General features: G+C 69.9%; 26 protein-coding genes. 10 read left to right on the top strand and 16 right to left on the bottom strand.

Annotated features, from left to right (window positions below; genetic code table 11):
- Window positions 1-23: 23 nt before the first annotated feature.
- Window positions 24-554: an AAA family ATPase gene (locus OH802_RS15655; RefSeq protein WP_406019902.1), complete on the top strand. Its 531-nt coding sequence runs from the start codon at window positions 24-26 to the stop codon at window positions 552-554.
- A gap of 9 nt (window positions 555-563) precedes the next feature.
- Here OH802_RS15655 and OH802_RS15650 read toward each other — a convergent pair whose 3' ends face one another.
- Both OH802_RS15650 and OH802_RS15645 read right to left on the bottom strand, forming a co-directional pair.
- Window positions 564-1400: an SDR family oxidoreductase gene (locus OH802_RS15650; protein ID WP_406019900.1), complete on the bottom strand. Its 837-nt coding sequence runs from the start codon at window positions 1398-1400 to the stop codon at window positions 564-566.
- Entirely contained in the window at window positions 1397-1864 is a 468-nt protein-coding gene (locus OH802_RS15645; RefSeq protein WP_355019840.1) for a peroxiredoxin, read from the bottom strand. The genes OH802_RS15650 and OH802_RS15645 overlap by 4 nt, the downstream gene beginning before the upstream one ends.
- A gap of 172 nt (window positions 1865-2036) precedes the next feature.
- Here OH802_RS15645 and OH802_RS15640 point away from each other — a divergent pair, with 172 nt between their 5' ends.
- The 3 genes from OH802_RS15640 to OH802_RS15630 are packed head-to-tail and all read left to right on the top strand — an operon-like array spanning window position 2037 to window position 5847.
- A complete protein-coding gene (locus OH802_RS15640; RefSeq protein ID WP_406019898.1) occupies window positions 2037-3032 on the top strand; it encodes a PGN_0703 family putative restriction endonuclease in 996 nt (331 codons plus the stop codon).
- Window positions 3033-3085: 53 nt separating this feature from the next.
- Window positions 3086-4417 (top strand): MFS transporter, encoded by a 1332-nt coding sequence (locus OH802_RS15635; protein ID WP_406019896.1) that lies wholly within the window; start codon window positions 3086-3088, stop codon window positions 4415-4417.
- A complete protein-coding gene (locus OH802_RS15630; RefSeq protein WP_406019894.1) occupies window positions 4414-5847 on the top strand; it encodes a pyridoxal phosphate-dependent decarboxylase family protein in 1434 nt (477 codons plus the stop codon). Before OH802_RS15635 ends, OH802_RS15630 begins: the two co-directional genes overlap by 4 nt.
- Here the strand turns inward: OH802_RS15630 and OH802_RS15625 are convergent.
- From OH802_RS15625 to OH802_RS15605, 5 genes are all read right to left on the bottom strand, one after another.
- Window positions 5831-6124: a DUF3618 domain-containing protein gene (locus OH802_RS15625; RefSeq protein ID WP_406019892.1), complete on the bottom strand. Its 294-nt coding sequence runs from the start codon at window positions 6122-6124 to the stop codon at window positions 5831-5833. The two genes, OH802_RS15630 and OH802_RS15625, sit on opposite strands and share 17 nt — an antisense overlap.
- A complete protein-coding gene (locus tag OH802_RS15620; protein ID WP_406019890.1) occupies window positions 6121-6546 on the bottom strand; it encodes a phage holin family protein in 426 nt (141 codons plus the stop codon). The genes OH802_RS15625 and OH802_RS15620 overlap by 4 nt, the downstream gene beginning before the upstream one ends.
- Complete coding sequence (locus OH802_RS15615; RefSeq protein ID WP_406019888.1) at window positions 6543-6869, bottom strand: hypothetical protein; 327 nt, start codon at window positions 6867-6869, stop codon at window positions 6543-6545. The genes OH802_RS15620 and OH802_RS15615 overlap by 4 nt, the downstream gene beginning before the upstream one ends.
- Window positions 6870-6933: 64 nt before the next feature.
- Window positions 6934-7569, bottom strand: coding sequence for a TetR/AcrR family transcriptional regulator (locus OH802_RS15610; protein ID WP_406019886.1), 636 nt, complete (start codon window positions 7567-7569; stop codon window positions 6934-6936).
- Entirely contained in the window at window positions 7569-8423 is an 855-nt protein-coding gene (locus tag OH802_RS15605) for an esterase/lipase family protein (protein WP_406019884.1), read from the bottom strand. The genes OH802_RS15610 and OH802_RS15605 overlap by 1 nt, the downstream gene beginning before the upstream one ends.
- 105 nt (window positions 8424-8528) lie before the next feature.
- Here OH802_RS15605 and OH802_RS15600 point away from each other — a divergent pair, with 105 nt between their 5' ends.
- Window positions 8529-9251: a succinate dehydrogenase cytochrome b subunit gene (locus OH802_RS15600; protein WP_406019882.1), complete on the top strand. Its 723-nt coding sequence runs from the start codon at window positions 8529-8531 to the stop codon at window positions 9249-9251.
- Window positions 9252-9277: 26 nt separating this feature from the next.
- On the top strand, window positions 9278-10060 hold the full coding sequence (locus OH802_RS15595; RefSeq protein WP_406019880.1) for an NAD(P)H-binding protein: 783 nt from the start codon (window positions 9278-9280) through the stop codon (window positions 10058-10060).
- A 49-nt stretch (window positions 10061-10109) separates the two neighbouring features.
- Here the strand turns inward: OH802_RS15595 and OH802_RS15590 are convergent, their stop codons facing one another.
- The 6 genes from OH802_RS15590 to OH802_RS15565 are packed head-to-tail and all read right to left on the bottom strand — an operon-like array spanning window position 10110 to window position 16228.
- Window positions 10110-11132: a sodium:solute symporter family transporter gene (locus OH802_RS15590; RefSeq protein WP_406029309.1), complete on the bottom strand. Its 1023-nt coding sequence runs from the start codon at window positions 11130-11132 to the stop codon at window positions 10110-10112.
- Between the two features lie 17 nt (window positions 11133-11149).
- Window positions 11150-11605, bottom strand: coding sequence for a sodium:solute symporter family transporter (locus OH802_RS15585; RefSeq protein WP_406019878.1), 456 nt, complete (start codon window positions 11603-11605; stop codon window positions 11150-11152).
- A gap of 11 nt (window positions 11606-11616) precedes the next feature.
- A complete protein-coding gene (locus OH802_RS15580; RefSeq protein ID WP_406019876.1) occupies window positions 11617-13242 on the bottom strand; it encodes a thiamine pyrophosphate-binding protein in 1626 nt (541 codons plus the stop codon).
- Complete coding sequence (speB, locus tag OH802_RS15575) at window positions 13239-14186, bottom strand: agmatinase (protein ID WP_406019874.1); 948 nt, start codon at window positions 14184-14186, stop codon at window positions 13239-13241. The genes OH802_RS15580 and speB overlap by 4 nt, the downstream gene beginning before the upstream one ends.
- Before the next feature lie 51 nt (window positions 14187-14237).
- Entirely contained in the window at window positions 14238-15803 is a 1566-nt protein-coding gene (locus OH802_RS15570) for a purine-cytosine permease family protein (protein ID WP_406019872.1), read from the bottom strand.
- Window positions 15800-16228, bottom strand: coding sequence for a nuclear transport factor 2 family protein (locus tag OH802_RS15565; RefSeq protein ID WP_406019871.1), 429 nt, complete (start codon window positions 16226-16228; stop codon window positions 15800-15802). The genes OH802_RS15570 and OH802_RS15565 overlap by 4 nt, the downstream gene beginning before the upstream one ends.
- Before the next feature lie 193 nt (window positions 16229-16421).
- On the opposite strand from OH802_RS15565, the gene OH802_RS15560 reads away from it, so the two are divergent.
- Window positions 16422-17369 carry an Lrp/AsnC family transcriptional regulator gene (locus OH802_RS15560; protein ID WP_406019869.1) on the top strand — a complete coding sequence of 316 codons (948 nt, stop codon included), beginning with the start codon at window positions 16422-16424 and terminating at the stop codon, window positions 17367-17369.
- Window positions 17370-17392: 23 nt separating this feature from the next.
- Here OH802_RS15560 and OH802_RS15555 read toward each other — a convergent pair whose 3' ends face one another.
- On the bottom strand, window positions 17393-18148 hold the full coding sequence (locus OH802_RS15555; protein ID WP_406019867.1) for an AraC family transcriptional regulator: 756 nt from the start codon (window positions 18146-18148) through the stop codon (window positions 17393-17395).
- A 123-nt stretch (window positions 18149-18271) separates the two neighbouring features.
- Between OH802_RS15555 and OH802_RS15550 the strand changes: the two genes are divergently transcribed.
- Window positions 18272-18940, top strand: coding sequence for an alpha/beta fold hydrolase (locus tag OH802_RS15550; protein ID WP_406019865.1), 669 nt, complete (start codon window positions 18272-18274; stop codon window positions 18938-18940).
- 11 nt (window positions 18941-18951) lie between these two features.
- Here the strand turns inward: OH802_RS15550 and OH802_RS15545 are convergent, their stop codons facing one another.
- Both OH802_RS15545 and OH802_RS15540 read right to left on the bottom strand, forming a co-directional pair.
- The gene (locus tag OH802_RS15545) at window positions 18952-19311 is read right to left on the bottom strand and encodes a YciI family protein (protein ID WP_406019863.1); all 360 of its coding nucleotides are present in this window, start codon (window positions 19309-19311) and stop codon (window positions 18952-18954) included.
- 132 nt (window positions 19312-19443) lie between these two features.
- A complete protein-coding gene (locus OH802_RS15540) occupies window positions 19444-20340 on the bottom strand; it encodes a sulfite exporter TauE/SafE family protein (RefSeq protein ID WP_406019861.1) in 897 nt (298 codons plus the stop codon).
- A gap of 460 nt (window positions 20341-20800) precedes the next feature.
- Between OH802_RS15540 and OH802_RS15535 the strand changes: the two genes are divergently transcribed.
- Entirely contained in the window at window positions 20801-22093 is a 1293-nt protein-coding gene (locus OH802_RS15535; RefSeq protein ID WP_406019859.1) for a DUF222 domain-containing protein, read from the top strand.
- Between the two features lie 114 nt (window positions 22094-22207).
- A complete protein-coding gene (locus OH802_RS15530; RefSeq protein WP_406019857.1) occupies window positions 22208-22543 on the top strand; it encodes a DUF1048 domain-containing protein in 336 nt (111 codons plus the stop codon).
- Window positions 22544-22704 lie beyond the last annotated feature (161 nt).

Genomic DNA, 22704 nt, shown 5'->3' with positions numbered 1-22704 from the left:
GATGCGCCCAGTACGGTTGGCGCGTGATCGACGTACCTGCCGGTGGCACCCTCACGATCGGCGCTCCCAGCCTGGTCCTCCTCGTCGGTCCGTCGGGATCGGGGAAGTCGACCTTCGCCAAGCGAGTCTTCGGGCCGTACGAGGTCATCTCCAGCGACCACTGTCGTGCCCTCATCACCGACTCCGAAGAGGATCAGTCGGTCACCCCGCAGGCCTTCGAGCTCGTCCGCTACATCGCTCAGGCACGCCTGGAGGCCGGCAGGATCGCGGTCATCGACGCGACCAACGTCCATCAGAGCGCCCGCCGTCGCAACCTCGACCTGGCCGAGAGGGTCGGGGTCGAGACGGTCGTCATCGCCCTCGACGTCTCGCTCGAGGAGTGTCTCGCGCGGAACGCCTCACGCCAGGGTCGGGTCATCCCCGCGGACGCCATCCGCGGCCAGCGAGCCGACATGGACAGGACGCTGGCCCACCTCGACGGCGAAGGCTTTGGTCTGGTCTATCGCGTCGACGGACCCGCTATGGACTCGGTCAGCCTGGTCCGCAGGGGATGACGCCGCCGGCTAGCCGGCGGCGAGGTGGTCGCGAAGGCTCAGAGGATCCCGCCCGGTGAGAGTGGCTACCGCGCTGCTGACTCCGTCGAGCTGACCTGCGGCGATCGCGGTATAGGTGGAGACCCAGGCGTCGTACTGCCAGTCGGGCGCCTCCCAGCGGCGGCGCGACGCGTAGGCCTCCTCGATCGTCTCGTCGTGATAGCGCACCTCACTCCCACGATGCTCGGTGAGGATGTCGGCGACCTCGCTCATAGTGAGCGCCTCGGGGCCAGTGAGGTCGTAGGTGAGCCCTCGGTGATGCTGCGGCGCCGTGAGCGTCGCCACCGCGGAGCGCGCCACGTCGGCCCGTGCGACCGCCGCGAAGCGCCCGTTGCCGGCCGGACCCCGGATGACGCCATCCTCGCCGACCAACGACGGGAGGAAGTCGAGGTAGAAGTTGTCGCGCAGCAGGGTGTAGCCCATCCCGCTCGCCTTGATCCGCTCCTCGGTCGCGAAGTGGTCGCGCGCGAGCGTGAAGACGGCATCCGGCGCGGCACCGAAGAAGGACGTGTAGACGATGTGTTCGACCCCGGCCGACGCGGCGGCGTCGACGAAGGTGAGGTGCTGTTCCAGGCGGTCGGCCGACTCGGCGGCCGAGACCATGAGCACGGTCTGTACGCCGTCGAGCGCCCGCACCGCGGCCTCCCTGTCGCCGTAGGTGACCGCGAACGCGTCGGATCCGGGGATCTCGGGGGCTCTGGCGGTGTCACGTACGAGAAGTCGGAGTGCGGCGTCGGCACTGAGCGCGCGGGCGACGGCACCGCCGACGAAGCCGGTGGCCCCGGTGACGGCGATGGTGGCTGTCATTCCACGTCATCCCTGAGAGCGGCGAGGGCCTCGTCGGCGTGGATCTCGGCCTTCAGCATCGCCTCGACGACGGTCTTGATCCGTCCGTCGGTGCCGATGGCGAAGGTCGTACGCTGCAGCGGCCCGAGCTTGCCGAGGAGGCTGGGCTTCACGCCGTAGAGCTCAGCGACCGACCCAGCGGGATCGGAGAGGACGGGATAGTCGAGGTCGTGGTTGGCGGCGAAGCCGGCCTGCTTCTCCACGCTGTCCTTGCTGATCCCGAGCCGGTGGGCGCCGAGCGCCTCGAACTCGCCGGCGAGATCACGGAAGTGGCAGGCCTCCTTGGTGCACACCGCCGTCTCGGCGGCCGGGTAGAAGAAGAGCACCACGGGGCCCTTCTCGATCAGTGACGAGAGGGTGACGGACGTACCGTCCTGGGCGGGGAGCGTGAAGTCGGGCGCGACGGCACCGGTCTCGAGCGGCATGGCGCCAACCTACTCGGCACCTCCACGACCCGAGGCAGAGCCGGCCGGCGATGGACGGGATCGGCACCACGTACCCAACGCGGGGTATGAGCCGTTTCGTGCGGCCGCGCGTGGAGGATTCGGGCCTCGATGATCACGGCATCCCCGAGGAAGGACGATCACGGTGACATCGATGATGCCGTCGCAAGATGACCTGAAGGACGCCGGCTGCTGGTTCGACGCCGACAAGGCGGGCGGGCAGATGATGACCGCGTTCAAGCGGGAGGCCCGGTGGCGGCAGCATCGCTGGGCGGTCGATGAGCTCGGCATCGTCTCCTTCGGCGCCCACGCGGGGAGGCGGACCTTCGACGAGACCCCGGTCGAGGACATCCCAAACGGCACCAGGCTCCACGACGGCGACGCGGAGGCAGGCGCGAACTTCCTCACCCCGGAGATCCACCGGATCGCCAGAGCGCGGGTCGCGGAGAAGCAGGATCGCCAGACCCTCGACGCGAAACGCCTCTATCGCGACCTGCTGTCCTCGATGCCGATGGCGTTCAACCTCTTCGGCGAGGCGTCCCTGCCGGAGAACCATGCCTCCCGGCGCCAGCTCGCGGAGCTCTTCGGCGTGCCGGATGCCGAGATGCCGGCGATCCTCTTCGAATGGTCTCCGGGACGAGGCAGCGATCGCTACACCCGTGACCGCACCGCCTTCGACGTCGCGCTGGTGCTCGGGCGACCGAACGCGCCGCTGACCGTGATCGGCGTCGAGACGAAGTATCACGAGCACTCCGTCAAGGACCCCAGGCCGCGGGCCGACAGCCCGGATGCCGGCGCCCGCCACCAGGACCAGACCGACTTCCTGATCGCTGCCGCGGAGTCCTCCGGCGTGTTCAAGCCGGGCTGGCAGGACAAGGTCCTCGACACCGGGCTGCGCCAGATCTGGCGCGATCACCTCCTCGCGCTCACGATGCGGAACCACCCCGACCAGTGGACTCCTCAGACCCGCTACGTCCTGCTCCACCCGACTCGCAACGTGAGCTTCACGCAGGCAGCCGCGGCGTACGCGGACCTTCTCGTCGACGGCGACACCTCGTTCTCGGCACTCACGCTCGAGGAGACCGTGGACGCCGCGTTCGCCCACGGCGGACCGGTCAAGGAGGCTTTCGTACGCCGCTACCTGTGGTGAGGATGAGGCGAAATCCCGGACGCCGGGGGCTCACCCACGGCACTATGTCCGGCATGCCCGCCAGCCCGACCCTCCCGCTCTGCGTACGGATCGGCTACGGCTCCGGCTCCGTGGCGACCGGCACGTTCGGCACCATCCCGGGCCTGATGCTGCTCCCCTACCTGACCGACAGCCTCGGCATCGCCGCCCTGGCCGCGGGCTTCATCGTGTTCGCGCCGAAGGCGTGGGATGTCGTGCTGAACCCGATCGCGGGCCGGATCAGCGACCGGACGGTCGACCCGAGGGGGCCGCGGCGACCGTGGCTGCGCCGGGCCGGGATCGGGCTGGCGGTGACGTTCGCGCTGCTGTTCGCGGCGCCGTCGATGGCGACCGGACTCGAGGCGCTGTGGGTGCTGATCCTGTTCCTGGCCTGCGCGACGGCGTACGCGTTCTTCCAGGTGCCCTATGTCGCCATGCCCGCCGAGCTGACCGAGTCCTATGACGAACGCACCCGGCTGATGACCTGGCGGGTCGCGATCCTGGCGCTCACCATCCTGCTCGCCGGCGCCACCGCGCCGATGATCCGCGACGCCGTCGGTGGCCGCGACGGCTACCGGGTGATGGGCGTGGTGATGGCGGTGCTCATCCTGGCCGGGGTGTTCAGTGCGTACGTCGGCACCCGCCGGGCGCCGGTCCACACCGTCCAGCCGGGGCCGGGCAGCCTGCGCGACCACCTGAAGATCGTCGCGGCGGCGCCCGACTTCCGCCGGCTGCTCATCACGTTCGTGATCCAGGCCGTCGCGTTCGGCGCGATGCTCGCCGGCGTCGACTACCTCGCCGGCGACGTGATCGGCCGCGACGGGGCGGCCACCATCCTGTTCGTCTGCTTTGTCGGTCCCGCGCTGCTGCTCACCCCCGCGTGGGCGGCGCTCGGCGCCAGGATCGGCAAGAAGCACGGGTACGTCGCCGCCTCGGTCGTCCTCGCCGCCGGCGCGCTGCTCGCCGCGACCGCGCAGACCGCACCGGTGGCCCTGGTCTATGCCGCGGTGGTGCTGGTCGGGACCGGGTACGCCGGGTGCCAGGTGTTCCCGATGGCGATGCTCCCCGACGCGGCCGCTGTCGACGCCCGGCGCAGCGGGTCGAGCCGGATCGGCGTCTACACCGGTGTCTGGACCGCCGGTGAGACCCTCGGGCTCGCGCTCGGACCCGGTGTCTACGCCGCGGTGCTCGCGCTCGGCGGCTACCGCTCCTCGACCGGGACCGACGTCGCCCAGCCGGACTCGGCACTGACCGCGATCACGCTCGGCTTCTCGGTGCTGCCGGCCTGCCTGGCTCTGCTCAGCCTGCTGTGGCTGCGGCGCTACTCGCTCACTGCCGACGACGTTGATGGGACCTTGACCGTATGACCGACGCCCTGACCCAGCTCCGTTCGATGCAGGCAGCCGACCTGCCGGTGCACGGTGGCCGCACGCTCGCCTACGTCTACGACTCCGGCCTGCCCGACATCGACCGGATCGGCCGCGAGGCGGTCGCGGCCTACGCCGGCTCGAACGGCCTGGACCCGACCGCGTTCCCGAGCCTGCTCCGGATGGAGACCGAGGTGGTCGGCATGGCCGCCGACCTCCTCGACGCTCCCGAGTCCGTGGTCGGCACGGTCACCTCCGGTGGCACCGAGTCGGTGCTGCTCGCGGTGCAGGCCGCGCGCGACGCCCATCCCGGGGTCGAGCGGCCGCGGATGGTGCTCCCCTCGACCGCGCACGCCGCCTTCCACAAGGCGGCGCACTACTTCGGGGTCGAGCCGGTGCTGGTGCCGGTCGGGCCCGACTTCCGGGCGGATCCGGCCGCGATGGCCGCGGCGATGGACGAGCGCACCGTGCTGGTCGTCGCCTCGGCGCCGTCCTACGCGCACGGGGTCGTCGATCCGGTCACCGCGATCGCGGCCGCCGCGGCCGAGCGCGGGATCCGCTGCCACGTCGACGCATGCATCGGTGGCTGGGTGCTGCCCTATGCGACGCGGCTGGGGCGGGACGTACCGGCCTGGACCTTCGCGGTCGAGGGTGTCACCTCGATCTCGGTCGACCTGCACAAGTACGCCTACGCCCCGAAGGGCACCTCGGTGCTGCTGCATCGCACCCCGGAGCTGAGGCGGCCGCAGTTCTTCGCCTCGGCCGCCTGGCCGGGCTACACCATGCTCAACTCCACGATGCAGTCGACGAAGTCGGGCGGACCGCTGGCCGGCGCCTGGGCGGTGCTGCGCTCGTTGGGCGATGAGGGGTACGAGCGGCTCGCCCGCGACGTCTTCGAGGCGGTGGACCGGATCCGCGACGGGGTCGGCGAGATGCCCGAGCTCGCCGTGGTCAGCACTCCCGACTCGACGCTTCTCGCGCTCACGACCGACGGCAGCTGCGACCCGTTCACGGTCTGCGACGAGATGGCGGCGCGTGGCTGGTACGTCCAGCCGCAGATGTCCTTCGCCGGCTCCCCCGCCACGATCCACCTGTCCGTGAGCGCGGCGACGCTCCCCCACGTACCGGAGCTTCTCGCCGCTCTCGGCAAGGCGGTCGCGGCCGCTGTGGCGGCCGGTCCGGTCACCGTCGACCCGGCCGTCGCCACGTTCATCGGCGACCTCGACCCGTTCTCCTTGTCGGAGGAGGACTTCGACGGCCTGCTGCTCGCCGCCGGGCTGGTCGGTGCGGCTGGCGCAGAGGGCGACCTCGCGCTACCGCAGCGGATGGCCGAGGTCAACGCGATGCTCGACCTGGCCTCCGCCGCGATGCGCGAGGCGCTCCTCGTCGCCTTTCTCGACCGACTGACCCGGCCTACTCGGCGGCGCTGAGCCGACGCTTCCTCCGGGCCAGCATCAGGATCAGGCTGAGCACGATCGCGGCGATGATGCCGCTTCGGATCTGTACGTCTCGAGACCTGACAGCCACCTGCGTACGCTGCTTGAGCTCGTGAGCCTTCTCCTTCCCCCGTGTCTTCACGTCCAGCCGGGCGGCGAGCTCGTCGAGGGTGTCGGCCATCTCGTGTCGGGTGGTGTCCAGATCGGCCTCGACCGCGGCGATGCTGTCGTCGCCGGTCCCGGCGGGTCGGGTGACGTGGTGGTTCGTCATGGCGTACTCCTCGGGGTGTGGTCCTCGGCGTGGCGGTGCTTGACGGCGTCCACGTCCCGCCTGAGGTTCTCGGTGGCGCGCTCGGGCTTCATCGGGGTCCCCTCGGAGACCTGCTTCTTCCCGAACAGGCCGATGCCGCCGGCGATGACCAGGAGCACGACTCCGACCAGCACCGCGGCCAGCCAGGCGTCCATGACCAGCGCCAGGGCGAGGATCGCCGCGGCGATCAGGACCCCGACGCCGTAGAGAGCCACCAGGCCGGCGGCACCGAACGCCCCGGCCCCCTTGCCGGTGTGCTTGGCCTTCTCGGTCAGCTCGAGGCGGGCGAGCTCGAGCTCGCCTCGCATGAGGCTGGACATCTCCGTGGAGAGTCGCGAGACCAGCTCACCCATCGATGCGTCGGTCTGATGATGAAGCGTCACGACTCCCACCCCCGCGGCATGTCGGTCACCGGGTCCGTGGTGGTGGTGTGGGGACGCGGGGTGCTCGGCGTCGTCTGGGTGGTCGGGGTGGATGCCGACGGCGGCGTGGAGTCGCCAGGCATCTTGTCCTGGATGGTGTGCTTGGCCATGTCCGCCTTCTCCTCGGCCACGATCCGAGCGCGGTGCGCCTTCTCCTGGACACGCGGGTCGTGCCACAGCTCCTGTGCCTTGCCGACCATCGCGTCGTAGCGCTCACGTCCAGCGCGAGCGCCGAGGACATAGCCGATACCGAAGGCAGCCAGCAATCCTGGTTTCTTGAACATGTGTTCCTCCTCATCGCTGTACAACTTGTCGGTACCCACGTGGCGAGGAGATACACGGGCGGCCTCAGCCCGGCGGGTCGGCGGTCAGCAGAACGAGCGCGAGGTCGGCCAGCTGGGTCTCCAGCGCCTCGCGGCTCGAGCGCGGCTGATGCAGCGCCCAGTCGTAGACGATGGCGGTCACCGCACCCACGAGGGCCAGCGCGGCGAAGCGCCAGTCACGATCGAGGATCTCGCCCCGGCCCACGGAGGCGGCGCACTCGGTGCCCACGATGTCGACCAGGGTCTCGCGGTAGTCGAGCCGGAGCTTCTCGATGCGTGGGCTCGCGCCCATGATCTCCACGAACGCGATCCGGGCGACGCGCGGATCCTTGAGCATCGGGTCGAGATAGGCCAGCACCGCTGCCGGCACCCGCTCGAAGATCGGCTCACCGGCGGTCGCCGCCAACGACGCGGCCACTCGGGCGTAGGAGTCGGCGGTGATCCGGTCGTAGAGGTCGACGAAGAGATCCTCCTTGCCGGGATAGATCTCGTAGAAGTGCCGGGTCGACACCTTCGAGGCGGCACAGACACCAGGGATCGTGGTCGCCGCGTAGCCCTGCGTGCCGATGATCTCCTTGGCGGTCTCCAGAAGCCGCTGACGGCGCTGGGCGTCACGCTCCTCGCGGGTCAGCCCGCCGTACGAACGGCCCTCCTGCGCCATCAGCCGGGCGACCCGACCGAGCAGGCGAAGGGGGCGGCATCGGCCGGGTCGAGCGCGTTCTCGACCAGGTGCCAGACGTTGGTGTCGTAGGCCTCGCCGATGTGGCCGACCGGGTCGTGCGGGCAGACGTCCTGCACGTAGGTGTTGGTGACGCCCGGCTCGCGCACGAACGCGGTCTCGGTGGGCGTGACGAGCTCGTCGTACCTGGACTGGATGATCGTGTACGTCACGCCGGGCTGCGCGATCGGGCCGTTCGTCAGGGTGCGTACGGCGCTGCCGTCGGTGACCAGCTGGGTGCAGGCGATGCAGCCGAAGGTGGTCAGGACCTGTCCGGCCAGCTCGTCTGCGCCCAGGGCCATGCCGAGCCGGTAGATGCCGGCGAAGGTGGTGCCGTGGGTCGGCGGCGCGATGGCGACGACCTTGTCGATCCGGTCGGAGATCCCCTGGGTCTTGGTGACGTAGAGGGTCTGGAACCCTCCCTCGGAGTGGCCGACCAGGTCGGCCTTCGCGGCGCCGGTCTGTGCCAGCACCTCCTGGACGAAGGCCTTGATCTGAGCCGCCGACCTGGCGATGTCCCCCACCCCGCCGACGAACGGGCCGTACGCGCCGGTGCCGTAGGTCAGGCTGTAGGTGCAGTGGCCCTGCGCTGCCACGTCGGCCTGGAGGAAGTTGAGGTCCTCGTCCTTGTTGGCTCCCAGGCCGTGCAGGAAGACGACCGGGTTGGGGTGGTCGGCCGATGGCCGGCACGCGGCGTCGTTGACGCCTCCCGCCGCCTGCGCCGGTGGGGCGATCAGCAGGGTCGAGGCCGCGAGCAGCCCCACGGCGGCACGGATGACAGCAGAACGCTTGACCATGACAGACCACTTCTCTCCAGGCGAACCGGACAACGCCGACCCTAAGACGACCCAGCGAATTTGACAATGCTCATTTTCAGATGGATCGGCGACGAGGTGTCACAGATGGCGGCCCTGCCCGGTCAACTGGGTGTGCACACTTCGATATCGCGACGCCGGGCATGGTCCTCGACCATCACGCTGAAGCTCGTCATGGCCATCAGCGGCCTGATGTTCATCGCGTTCGTGCTCGGTCACGTCTACGGCAACCTGAAGGCGTTCAGCGGCCACGATGCGTACAACGAGTACGCCGAGCACCTGCGCACCCTGGGCGAGCCGATCTTCCCCCGCTCCGGGTTGCTCTGGATCATGCGCGTCGGGCTGATCGGCGCTCTGGTGGCGCATGTCTCCAGCGCGATCGTCCTCGCCCGACGTGCCCGCCGCGCAGGGGGCCGCTATGCCGCCCGGCCGCCGCGGCGCGCCTCGTCGCTCGCCTCGCGCACGATGCTCACCGGTGGCCTGGTGATCTTCCTCTTCCTCGGGTGGCACCTGGCCAACTTCACGATCGGCAAGGTCAACGTACGCGGCGGCCCGACGAACGACCCGTTCAACCTGGTGGTCGACACGTTCAGCGTCTGGTGGTCCACCGCCCTCTACCTCGCCGCGATGCTCGTCCTCGGGATGCACCTGTGGCACGGCACCTGGAGTTCCCTGCAGACCCTCGGCTGGACGCTGACCGCCAAGCGGCGTCAGGCAGCGAAGGCGGCCGCCATGGCCGTCGCCGTCCTCGTCGCCGGCGGCTTCTCGCTCTCCCCCATCGCCATCCAGCTCGGCCTCATCGGGCCGTGAACGTCCCACCAACAAGGAGAACCACCATGCGTATCGCCATCGCCGGAGTCAGCGGCCTCGTCGGATCGGCACTCGCCAAGGCCGCTCAGGCGGCCGGCCACGAGGTCGTCGGGCTGTCCAAGGAGTCCGGCACCGACGTGCTCCAGCCGGCCGGCCTCGCTGACGCACTGGCCGGCGCCGAGGCGCTCGTCGACGTCGTGCAGAGCCCGTCGCTCGACGAAGAGGGCGCCACCGCCTTCTTCACCGCTGCCGCCACCAACCTCGGTGCGGCAGCCCACGAGGCAGGAGTACGCCGCACCGTCGTCCTCTCGATCATCGGCGTGGACAAGATCGCCGAGTCCGACACCGAGGCGGGCACCGGCTTCGACGGCTACTACCGCGCCAAGTACGCCCAGGAGCTGGCCTGCGTCGCCCACGCGCCCGGCCCGCACGTGGTCCGGTCCGCCCAGTTCCACGACATCGCCCGCCAGGCGATCGGCTGGGGCCGCGACGGTGACCGCACCACCGTGCCGGACCTGGTCACGCAGCCCGTGGCCGTCGACGCGATGGTCGAGGTGCTTCTCGCCGTGGCCACCGGCGAGATCGAGGGCGACCTCGTCGAGGTCGCCGGTCCTCGGCGGGAGACGCTGGCCCGGCTGTCGGCCGCCTACGCCGAGCGGGCCGGTGACCCGGTCCAGGTCGACGGCGCACCTGTCGGCGAGCTGGTACGCGACGGTGTGCTGCTGCCCGGCGAGGACGGGCACCTGGTCGGGCCGAGCTTCGACCAGTGGCTCGAAGCCACGGTCACCGTCCCGGCTCGACGCCCCTGAGCATCAGCGTCGTGCTCTCCAGGGGCGTCGGCCCGCTCTGCACCGCCTTTCAGACAGAGCGCTCCTGGGCAGCCAGGGCGTCCGCCCGGCCCGAGCCGACCGAGGTCTCTCGACCTGCGAGTCGATCGGTCCACTCCCGCATCACCGCCGGATCGGTCGGGCGGGTGAGCAGGCTGACCACGACGTACGCCACCGCGCTGACCGCGAGGCCCGCGTAGACCGGCTCGTTGGCGAGGACGTCGCCGACGATCGCCATCGTCGCCAGGGTCGCGGCGGTGCCGGCGGCCATCGCCGTCACCGCCCCGGCGCCGGTCCCGCGCCGCCACACGAAGCCACCCAGGATCGGCACCAGCAGACCGCCGACGAGGATGTCGTAGGCGATCGTCAGGCCCGAGACGACATCGTTGAGGAGGGACGAGATCACGACGACGACGAGGCCGATCACGACGACGTAGATCCGGTTGGCGAGCACGTCGTGCTCCGGGTTCTCCGCCTCGTCCTCGACCCGCGCGGGCGTGCGCCCGACCATCCGGGCGAGCAGAGGCTGCACATCGGTGCGAGCCACCGTCGCCGTCGCGATCAGGGCACCCGAGGCGGTCGACATCATCGCGGCCACCGCCGCGGCGAGCACCAGTCCGCTGATGCCGACCGGGAGGATCGACTCCGCGATGGTGGCGTAGGCGTCATCGCGGTTGTCGACGTTGATGAAGGTGGAGGCCGCGGCGCCGATCAGCGCGCCGGCCACGCCGTAGAGCAGGCAGTAGACACCTGCCGCGGTGCCGCCCCAGCGGGCCACCTGCGGCGAGCGTGCGGTGAAGACCCGCTGCCAGATGTCCTGCCCGATCAGCATGCCCAAGGTGTAGACGACGACGTAGGTGATGATCGTCCCGGTGCCGATCGCACCGAGGTCGAAGACCGAGTCCGCGGCACGGGCCTTGATCCCGTCCACACCTCCGGCGTGGTTCCAGGTGAAGGGCAGGAGCAGGAAGAAGACGCCGATGGTCTTCAGCGCGAACTGCACCATGTCGGTCAGGGTGATCGACCACATCCCTCCGATGCTGGAGTAGATCACCACGATGACGCCGCCGATCAGGATGGAGACGACCCGATCGGTGCCGAAGAGGACGTTGAGACGGTCGCGTACGCCATCGTGGAGGTGACCGTGAGCATCAGCGTGTAGGCCATCATGACCACGCCCGAGGCCGCGGTCGCTCCGACGCCGTAGCGCAGCGCCAGCATCTGGGCAACGGTGAAGATCCGCAGCCGCTGGATCCTGCCCGCGAAGAACAGGCTCAGCGCCAGGACGCCGAGCGCGATCGCCGCGACCAGCCAGGCGCCGGAGATGCCGTACTCGTAGCCGAGCGCGACCCCGCCGACGGTCGAGGCACCGCCGAGGACGACGGCGGCCATGGTGCCGGTGTAGAGCACCGGACCCAGTCGGCGGCCGGCGACGAGGAAGTCGGAGCTGTCCTTGGTCCGGGACTTGCCCCACCAGCCGAAGGCGACCATGGCGGCGAGGTAGATGACGATGATGGCGAGATCCATGAGAGGTCCGATCAGGTGGGGGCGAACATGCTGAGGACGGTCGGAAGCACCACCACGGCGGGGCCGCTGGTGGTGAAGGTGCCGGCGACGATCTCGCCGACGGTCTCGGGGGTCGCGGCGTGGACGGGGATGCCGAACGCCTCGGCGAGGAGGACGAAGTCCGGCCGAGCGAGCTCGGTGGCGGTGGCGGCGCCGAAGGCCCCGGTCATGTACTCGCGCAGGATGCCGTAGCCGCCGTCGTCGATGATCAGCCAGGTGACCTCGGCGTCGTGCTGACGGGCGGTGGCGAGCTCGGCGATGGAGTACATCGCGCCGCCGTCGCCGGTGACCGCGAACGTACGCCTTCCGGTTCCGACCGCTGCGCCGATCGCTGCCGGGAAAGCGAGGCCGAGACCGCCGGACGCCTGTGCGGTGTGGAAGCCGCCGGTGCGCGGGTCCCAGGCCGACCAGGCCCAGTACGCCGCGATGGTCATGTCCCAGAAGGTGTCGGTGTCCTCAGGCACGGCCGCCCGCAGGTCGGCGAGCAGCCGCTGCTCGGCGGCGAGGTCCTGGGCGTCGAGCCGGGCCTGGACCCGGGTACGCAGATCCTGGGCGACCTGGGCACCGGACCGCCTCGGGCCCGGCTCGGAACCGGCGCCGGAAAGCGCCGCGGCCAGGTCGGCGAGAGCCGCGGCGGCGTCGGCGTGGACGCCGAGCACGTCGTGGTTGGAGCCGAGCACGCGAGCTTCGGCGTCCACCTGGATCACCCGGCCGCGCGGGGCGAAGGTGCCGTAGTTGCTGGTCACCTCTCCGAAGGAGGTGCCGACCGCGAGCAGGACATCCGCGTCGTCGAGCAGGTCGGTGGTGAACCGGTCCTCGATCCACGCGCCCGCGCTCAGCGGGTGCGTGAGCGGGATCGAGCCGTTGCCCCCGGAGGTCGAGACCACCGGCGCGTCCAGGGACTCGGCGAGAGCGACCAGCGCCTGCGGGGCTCCGGCGGAGCGGCGTACGCCTCCCCCGGCGAGGATCACCGGGCGCTCGGACCCGGCCAGCAACCGGGCGGCCTCGGCAGCCACCTCCGGACGAGGCCGGCGCGGCGCGGGCACAGCTGCGGTCAGACCGGTCACCGGCGGCACCGTGACGTCCTCGAGGAGCACGTCCTGCGGGATCTCGACCCACACCGGCCCTGCCGGTGTCTCCTGGGCGGTCGCCCACGCATCGGCGAGCACGCCGGGAATGGCGGCCGCGTCCCGGACGACCGCCGTGGTCTTGGTGACGTTGCGGGCGCTGGCCTGCTGGTCGTCGAGCTGATGCAGGTAGCCCTTGCGGGCACCGCCGAGTCCGTCGCGCGGGATCTGGCTGGTGATCATCAGGATCGGGACGCACGCGGCGTACGCCTCCTGGAGCGCACCCAGCGCGGTGAGCGCTCCGGGTCCGGTCGAGCAGAACACCACGCCGACCTCGCCGGTCGTACGGGCGTATCCGTCGGCGGCGAAGACCGAGTTGTTCTCCACCCGGGACGACACGAAGGTCAGGTCGCTGCGGCGGATGGCGTCGAAGAGTCCCAACGCGTGCTGGCCCGGGATGCCGAAGACGTGCGTCGCACCGAGAGCGGTCAGGCTCTCGACGGTGACATCGCCGCCGTTGCGTCTCGTCATGCCTGACCCGAGTGACGCATCGCGAGCAGCGAGACGAGGTCGTAGGCCACGTGCGAGGCCGCGACGCCGGTCAGCTCGGCGTGGTCGTACGCCGGGGCGACCTCGACCACGTCGGCGCCGATCAGGTTCAGGCCGACGAAGCCGCGCAGGATCTCCAGCAGCTCACGGGAGGTGAGCCCACCGGCCTCGGGGGTGCCGGTGCCCGGGGCGTGCGCCGGGTCGAGGACGTCGATGTCGACCGAGACGTAGACCGGACGGTTGCCGACGCGCTTCTTGATCTTCTCGACGACCTCGTCGACGCCCTGCCGGAAGACGTCGGAGGAAGTGACGATCCCGAAGCCGAAGCGGCGGTCGTCCTCGAGGTCCTTCTTGCCGTAGAGGGGTCCTCGGGTGCCGACGTGGCACAGCGCCTCGGTGTCGAGGATGCCCTCCTCCACCGCCCGCCGGAAAGGCGTGCCGTGGGTGTACTCGGCACCGAAGTAGGTGTCCCAGGTGTCCAGGTGGGCGTCGAAGTGCACCAGCGCGACGGGTCCGTGGCGCTCGGCGGCGGCACGCAGCAGCGGCAGCGCGATGGTGTGGTCGCCGCCGATCGTCACCAGCCGGGTGCCGCCGGCGGTGAGCTCGAGCGCCGAGGCCTGCACGGTGTCGAGCGCTTCCTCGATGTGGAACGGGTTGGCCGCGATGTCCCCCGCGTCGACCACCTGGGCCGAGGCGAACGGCGAGACGTCGAGCGCCGGGTTGTAGGGACGCAACAGCCGCGACGACTCCCGCACGTGCGACGGGCCGAAGCGGGCCCCCGGGCGGTAGGAGACGCCGGTGTCGAACGGCACTCCGACGACCGCGATGTCGGCGTGCTCCACCTGGTCGAGGCGGGGCAGTCGTGCGAACGTCGCGAAGCCGGCGTAGCGGGGGGTCTTGGAGGCGTCGACGGGCCCGATGGGCATGGGTGTTTCTCCTTGCGTGGTGCGGTGTGGCGGGGTGGTTCGGGTCAGCGGTCAGCCGACGACGGTGGCGGCCGGTGCCGTCCCGTCGTCGACCGAGATGACCGGGGTGTTCGCGGGCGGTCCGGTCGGCACCAGCCGGGCTCCTTCGGGACCGTAGGCGTCCCGCGGCTCAGGGAAGGCGAAGAGCAGGCCGAGGTAGAGCAGCGCGCCGAGCCCCATGCCGAGCGGGATGGAGATGTCGACCCCGCCGGGGATCAGCGGTGCGGCCGGACCGACGAACTGGCCGGGCAGGTTGACGAAGGTGAGCGCGACGGCGGCCGCGATCAGCCAGGCGGCCAGGCCGCGCCAGTTCCAGCCGTGGGCGAACCAGTAGCGGCCCCCGCGCTGGCGGCGGTTGAAGACCTGCAGGGAGTCGGAGTCGTACCAGCCGCGCCGGACGTACCAGCCGATCATCATCACCATCATCCAGGGCACCGTGCAGCTGACGATGAGGACGGCGAAGGCGGAGATGCTGGAGACCACGTCGAAGACGAACCGGCCGATGAAGATCACCCCGATCGCGAAGACCCCGATCAGCACCGTCGACTGGACGCGGCTGAAGCGCGGGAAGACGCTGGAGAAGTCCAGCCCGGTGCCGTAGAGCGCGGTGGTGCCGGTCGACATGCCACCGATCAGGGCGATCAGCGCGACCGGCACGAAGTACCAGCCCGGCGCGATCGCGAGCAGGCCGGAGGCGTACGCGCCGGAGGCGAAGATCTCGGGCTCGCGGGTGGCGATGATCGTCATGGTGACCAGCCCGAAGCAGAACGGTACGAGGGTGGCGATCTGCGCCAGGAACGCAGCGGCCATCGAGGACCGTCCGGACGTCTCGCGCGGGATGTAGCGGGCCCAGTCACCCAGGAAGGCGCCGAAGCTGACCGGGTTGGACATCACGATCAGTGCGGAGCCGACGAACGCCGCCCAGAAGCCGGGCTCGCCGAACGCCTCCGAGCCGGAGCCGAACGCGCCCGCGTAGCCGGGGTCGAAGTCGCCGGCGAACGCGACGATGCCGAGCAGGAAGAGCAGCGTCGCGGCGATCACGGCGATCTTGTTGACCAGCAGCATGAACCGGAAGCCGTAGATGCACACGACCAGGACGAGCACGGCGAAGAGGCCGTACGCCAGTGCCAGGGTCAGGTCGTTCTCCGGCAGCCCGACCGCGCGGTTGGCGCCGCCGACGAGCACGTCGCCCGAGCTCCACACCGAGATCGAGAAGAACGCGAGCGCGGTGAGCAGGGAGAGGAACGAGCCGACGATCCGGCCGTGTACGCCGAGGTGGGCCGAGGAGCTGACCGAGTTGCTGGTGCCGTTGCGCGGGCCGAACAGCGCCATCGGAGCGAGCACGACGGCGCCGAGCAGCAGCCCGAGCAGGGTAGCCAGCAGGCCGTGAGCGAAGGAGAGCCCGAAGAGGATCGGGAAGCTGCCGAGCACCACGGTGGCGATCGTGTTGGCGCCGCCGAAGGTGAGCCGGAACAGGTCGAGCGGACGGGCGCTGCGCTCGAGGTCGGGGATCGGCTCGACGCCGTGCTGCTCGACCTCGGTGACCTTGGGCGGCTGGGGCTGCGTACCGGTGCTCATCGCTCGTCCTCCGGCTGGGCGGACAGGTGCTCGTGCACGGCGAGGAGGTCGCCGTCGATGAGGCGGAAGACGATCGTCTCCCGCTCACGGGTGGTCTCTTCGCGTCCGTTCGTCGAGGTCGTGGTGAGGACGTCGTGGCTGAGGACGGCGGTGTCACCGTGGACCTGGACGAGGCGAGCGGTGCTGCGGCAGGACTCGACCCGCCAGCCCTCCGCGACCCAGGCGGCCCACAGGCGCTCGTACGCAGCGCGGTCGTCCAGCCGCCGCGGCTCGGTGTGGAAGACGAAGCTGGCCTCGGTGGCGAAGCACCTGAAGTAGGCCGCGGTGTCGGTCGCGGCGAAGGCCGCGACGAGCCGGTCGGCGGCTTCGTGGACCTGCGACTCGGTCAGCGTGGCTGATGGGGCGGTGATCTGTTCCGTGGACACCGGGCCTCCTGGATCTGTGGGTCGGCCGAGATCTGCGTCACTGTAAGAGCACCGGGAACGCCGCCGCAATCGTTTCGTTCTTAACCTGGCTGTAATAGCTGTCGATATGCCGGTCAGACCCGGCGGATCCGTCATAATGGCATCAGATCCACTTCCCAGAGGATCGATCCGACCCTGGAGACGCTCTCAAAAAATGTCGAACGAAATCACGCCCGGCGTCCTCGACAGCACCGATGAGGCGATCCTCGTCCTGCTCGAGGAGGACGGTCGCCTCACTCACCGCGAGATCGCCGCCCAGGTCGGCCTCTCCCGATCAGCAGCGGCCACCCGCGTCCAGCGGCTGCTGACCGAGGGGCACATCGACGTCCGGGGTGTCGTCCACCCTGTCGTTCTCGGGCATGACGTGCTCGCCCACGTCTCGGTCACGGTGGACGGCTCGGCGACCCAGGTCGCACAGGCCGCCGCGGCGCGCGAGGACACCACCCTGGTCTCGATGACCAGCGGTCAGCACGCGCTGGTCCTGGAGCTGCGGGCGACGGACATCGGCCGGATCGACGACGCGCTCGCCGAGGTGCGCGCGATCGACGGCATCGTCACCACCGAGACCCTGCTCTACACCGAGGTCATCCGCGACGTGGCCGCCCCGGTCGGGCCCGCGCACGCCGCCGGGTCGCTCGACGAGACCGACTACGCCCTGCTGCGCGCCCTGCAGACCAACGGCCGCGCCTCCTACGTCGACCTGGCCGCGAGCGTCGGCCTCTCCCCCGCCGGCACCCGCCGGCGCGTGGTCCGGCTGCTCGACGGCAACGTCGTCCGGGTCGGCGCCGTCGTACGCCACTCGGGTCAGGAGCGGCGTACGGCGACCGGCATCGGCCTCCGTCTCGACGGTGCCGCCCACCGTCCGATCGCCGAGCAGCTCGCGCGGCTCCCCTCGGTCACCTTCGTGGCCCGCACCCTGGGACGCTACGACGCCCTGCTCACGGTCCACACCGCCACCTCCGGCGACCTCGTCGGGGTCCTCGACCACATCCGCGAGCTCGACGGCGTCCGCGAGGTCCAGACCTGGAGCCATCTCCGCTTCGTCAAGGAGACGTACGCCTCCCTGCGCCTGGGCTCCCGCGATCCCCGGCCGGGACCATGAGATGCGCCCGCCTGGGCGGCCTCTCAGCTGGTTCGGTAGCGGCCCGGAGTGGTTCCGATGATGCTGGTGAACGCGGCGATGAAGCTGCTGGGGTTGGCCCATCCACAGGCGTGGGCAGTATGAGTGGCATCGTGGCCCTCGGCGAGGAGCACGAGCGCGTGGTAGATGCGTAGCTGCGTACGCCACTCATAGAAGGTCATACCGAGCTCGTCACGGAACAGGCGGCTGAGGGTACGAGTGCTGGCGCCGATCGCCCTCCCGAGCTCGGCCAACGTGGCGTTGTCCGCGGGCGTCTCGTTCAGCATCCGGGTGATCGCCTGCAGCCGGTCGTCCCGCGGCTCGGGCAACTGCAGCGGCTGCTCGTCTGCCTCCCGGAGCTCCTCGACGAGTACGCGAAGGAGACGGGCTCGCGCGGAACGGCTGTAGGCCGGCGCGGAGTCGTCGTAGTTGCGTGGACCGGTCAGGGCGAGCAGGACCTCGCGGGCGAGGCCGGAGGCCAGGAACACGGCCGGACGATCCTGCACGAGCCGTGCAAGGGACGGCGCGAGAAAGACGATCCGCATATCGGTGTCGCCGTGGGCGCGGTGATAGTGCGTGAACTCGGCAGGTGTCCACGCGACCCGGTTGGCGGGGACTATCGATGTTCCGCGCTCGGTGTGAACCGTCAGGACGCCGCTGGCCGCGTACACGAGGTGTCCCTGCGTATGCGACTGGACAGGGCTCGTTCCGCCGGACGGCCACAGGTGGCGCCCGCCGGACGGCCATACCTGTGACGTCACGCCGGCCGTCCTGCGAGGCTGGCGGCTGAGAGGCATCGATTGGCATTCTACCGGTAGCAAGCCATGTCTCGATCTGGCGAGACTGCCTCATACGGAGTTCAGCTCAGAGATGGAGAGAGACACATGGCGACGTTCATTCTTGTGCCCGGCGCGTGGAAGGGCTCCTGGTCGTTCGAGGCGGTGGTTCCGCTGCTGGAACGTGCCGGCCACACCGTTCACGCCCTGACCCTGACCGGCCTGCGGCCGGACGACGACGAGGCGACCGTCGCGACCGCCAATCTCGACGCGCACGCCGGCGACGTGCTGCGGCTCCTCGATCGCGCCCACATCACCGACGCAACGCTCGTCGGCCACAGCTACGGCGGGATGGTGACCGCCGCAGCGGCCGATCGCGCGGGCGGCCGGATCTCCCGGCTGGTGCAGCTCGATGCCTACGTCCCGCGCGACGGCGAGTCGTGCTGGTCGTCGACGAACGAGCACTTCCGGGAAGTGTTCGCCGCCGGCGCGGCGACCACCGGCTACACCGTCCGACCGCCGGACGGCGGCGATCCGCGTCGCCGCCCCCATCCCCTCGCCTCGTTCCTGCAGACGATTCGGCTCACCGGCACGCTCGCCCAGGTCGCCCGCCGGGAGTTCATCTACTGCTCGGGATGGGAAGACCGCACGCCGTTCGCTGAGCTCCGTGCCCGACTCCAAGCCGATCCCGACTGGACGATCCACGACCTCCCCACCGGTCACGACGCGATGCATGAGGCCCCAGAGGCCGTTGCCGCGCTCCTGCTCGGCGGGTGAGTCCAAGGTGTCTAGTCAGCCTCGGAGATCTGGCGCAGGGTGGCGACGACCTTGCACTCCGGCCAGTGCGTCGCGTGGAGCTGCGCGAACTCCTGCTGCCCGGCGATCGCCTCCTCGAGGGTGTCGTAGCGGGTCAGCGCCCAGCCGCCGACGACCTCCTTGGCCTCGGCGTACGGACCGTCGACCCGGGTGACCTCGCCCTTGTCCACGACGAAGTTCACCGCGTCCTCGCTGCCGAAGAGACCGCCGCCGTCGAGGAAGTGGCCAGCGGCCGCCTGCTCGCCGATGTAGTCGTCCATCGCCTTGTACAGGGCCTCCGGCACCGGGCCGATTCCCTCTTCCATCCTCACGAAACCCATGAAACGCGGCATGATGTGCTCCTCAGTTCGGGGCCAACCGCTTCTCGGTGGCCGACACATGTGCGTCGAACCACATCGTTCTCCTTCGACATGGACATCGGAAGAACTTTCCACGGGCCTCCGCGGCCGCCGACATGCCGGCGCTCAGGCGTTGGCGGCCTCGGACTCAGGTGCCGGCTCCTGCGCCGGGGCGATCTTGCCGCCGGCCTTGCGCACCGCGATGGCGACGATGACGGCGGCGACGGCGAAGAGCAGGCCGTAGGCGACGACCGACTCGGCGTCGAAGTTGCGCAGCAGCGTACGTCCGTTGGTGATCAGGATGATGCTGCCGACCAGGCCGCCGAGGATGGGCAGCGAGAGGTGCTTGACGAGGTAGGCGGCGAACGGAGCGGCGATGACGCCACCGGCCAGGAGGCCGGCGATGACGCGCCAGTCGAGCGCCTCCCCAGCCAGACCGATGAGGAACCCGGCACTCGCCGAGAGGGTCGTGACGAACTCGGCAGTGGAGACCGAGCCGATCACCTTGCGCGGGTGCAGCGTGCCGCTGGAGATCAGCGTCGGCGTGGTCACCGGACCCCAGCCGCCACCACCGGTCGCGTCGATGAAGCCGCCGAAGAGACCCAGCGGCGCGAGCAGACCGAGCCCCGGGCGACGGCCCGGGATGAAGACCGGCGGCTTGCCGAAGACGAAGCGGGCGATGATGTAGATACCCAGGACGAGCAGCAGGCCGGCCACCCAGGGCGTGGCGCTCTCGGTGGAGATGCTGGAGAGGACGGTCGCGCCGGCGAAGGCGCCGATGCCGCCCGGGATCGCGATCTTGGCCACGACCTTCCAGTCGACGTTGCCGAGCCGCCAGTGCGAAACTCCCGACACGAACGTCGTACCGACCTCGGCAAGGTGCACCGACGCCGAGGCCACCGCGGGCGCGACCCCGGTCGCGACCAGCAGCGTGCTCGAGGTGACGCCGTACGCCATGCCCAGTGACCCGTCGACCGCCTGGGCCGCGAGACCGACGAGAGCGAAAATGATGAGCCGCTCCATGCGGACCTCCTCTGTGCGATCGAAAATGGCGAGGTAGTAATGTAACGCTATTTACTACACATAATTGGATCGGGGCGCTGAGGCGTTTCGATGGGCGGACGGCCCTGCCTGCTGGTCGAGCCGCCGGAGCCGCTAGGCGAAGGCGTGTCGAGACCAACACGGTTCTCTTCTTCGGGAAACCTCGCATAGCGGCTGTTCTTCGTTTCAGGGTTCGCCGCCGACCCGGTCTTTGAGTGTTTCTCGATCGCGCGCCGCGTCAAGGACGGGCTTCGCCCGCCGGCTTCGCCGGCCGCTTCGCGGTCCTTGACCCGGCACCCGATCGAGAAAGATTTCGCCTATAACGGGGCGGCGGCGAGAGAGTGGCGCGGAGTTCACGTTGCTTGTTCGCTGACTGCGTAACTTGGGTCTGACCTGCTTAAATAGGTCGTTCTATGGTGCTCGCTCGCGTATAATCAGGCTTATGTACGAGACCGTCGACCACCTCCTCGCTGGGCCGCCCCTGGGCGCGTCCGAGGCTGAACTGGTCGACTGGATCTCGCGTCTCGAAGCGATGAAGTGCACCGCTGAGGCTGTGCAGGCGCAAGCGGCGGTACGTCTCGACGAAGCCGTCCGTGCCCGTCAGGCCGAGGCCGGGGTTCCTGCCCGCAGGCTTGGCGAAGGGGTCGCCTCCCAGGTCGCGCTCGCGCGGCGGGTCTCGCCCGAGAAGGGCGCCAAGCTCCTTGGGCTGGCGAAGATCCTGATCAACGAGATGCCGCACACCTTCGCCCTGATGAAGGCCGGGCTGTTCTCGCAATGGCAGGCCACCATCCTTGCCCGTGAGACCGCGTGCTTGTCGGTGGAGGACCGGCGGGTCATCGACCACGAGCTCTGCGCACCCGGTACGGGCGGAGAGCCGGCTCGTGCTGTGTCGATGGGGCTACGGCAGCTCGAGAACGCCGCCAAGAAACTCGCCATCACCCTCGACCAAGCCTCCGTCGTCGCCCGCGCCGCGAACGCAGTGAAAGACCGACGCGTCAGCCTGCGGCCGGCACCGGACACGATGACCTGGCTCGGCGCACTGCTCCCGGTCAACGACGGCGTCGCCGTCTTCGCCGCACTCGATCAAGCGGCGAAGGCTGCCCACGCAGCAGGCGACGAGCGGACCCGTGGCCAGGTCATGGCCGACACCCTCGTCGACCGGATCACCGGCCGTACTGAGGGAGCCAAGCCTCGGATCGAGGTCAAGATCGTGATGACCGCCGACACGCTCACCAACGACGCCGATCAGCCGGCCATGGTCGAGGGCTACGGACCCGTCCCCGCCGCCTGGGCCCGCGAAGCGCTCGCCGACGCCGAGGTCTTCGTCCGCCGGCTGTTCACCGACCCGGCCGGTCAGTTGGTGGCGATGGAGTCACGTGCCCGCAAAGCCCCCGACGGGCTGGCCGAGTTCGTCGCGACTCGCGACGGCGGGATCTGTCGGACCAACGGCTGCGATGCCCCGATCCGCAACATCGACCACGTCAAACGCCATGCCGACGGCGGCGCAACCAGCGCCGACAACCTGCAAGGGCTGTGCGAACGATGCAACCAAGCCAAGGAAGCCCTCGGATGGCGAGCCAGACCAGGACCCGACGGCACCATCATCACCACCACACCCACCGGCCACACCTACATCAGCCCACCACCCGACACCTGGAAACCGGAACCACCACCACTTTCGCCGGCAGAACGCAGGCTGCGCCGCGTACTCCGCGATCACATCCTCGCAGCCTGAGGCTTTCGAGAACTTTCTTCGGATCGGTGCTTGACCTTGACGCTACGTCAGGGCTGCACGCTTCTTTCACGGCCCCAAACAGGAGCCACCAACCGATCCAAAGGGAGCACCACCATGAACAACCTGCTCAGCCGCCTCGTGGGTGACAAGAAGGACTGGAAGCGCATGGAAGCCCGTGCCGCCGAACTGCCCGCCGACTACCGCACCGTCTATGGCGAGATGAAGAGCTACATGTGGCGCTTCACCGCCGGCGACGGGATGGACATCGTCGAGATCCTGCGCGAGATCCTCGACCTCTTCGAGACCGAGGCCGCCAACGGAACCTCGGTCATCGAGGTCACCGGGATCGACCTGGCCGCCTTCTGTGACGCACGGCTGCCCGAGCAGCACGACGCCTACCGCGCCAAGCTCCGCGCGAACCTCAACGAGGTCGCCCAGAAGCTCGCGTGATCCCGGCGATGCTCCCCGCACCTCCCCTGTCGCGAGCCGAGACGGCCGCTCGCGGCAGGGGATGCGTTCTTCTGGGGTCGAAAATGTCGGGATAAGACTGTGGTTCGGCTCTTCCGCATGGTCCACTGTGACGCACGTCTCTTCGGGCCGTCCGTGGCGGC

It is taken from the genome of Nocardioides sp. NBC_00850 (genome assembly GCF_045207335.1).
Lineage (GTDB): Bacteria > Actinomycetota > Actinomycetes > Propionibacteriales > Nocardioidaceae > Nocardioides.
Note: the sequence above shows the minus strand (reverse complement) of the source record. Positions and strands in the feature narration are given on the sequence as shown.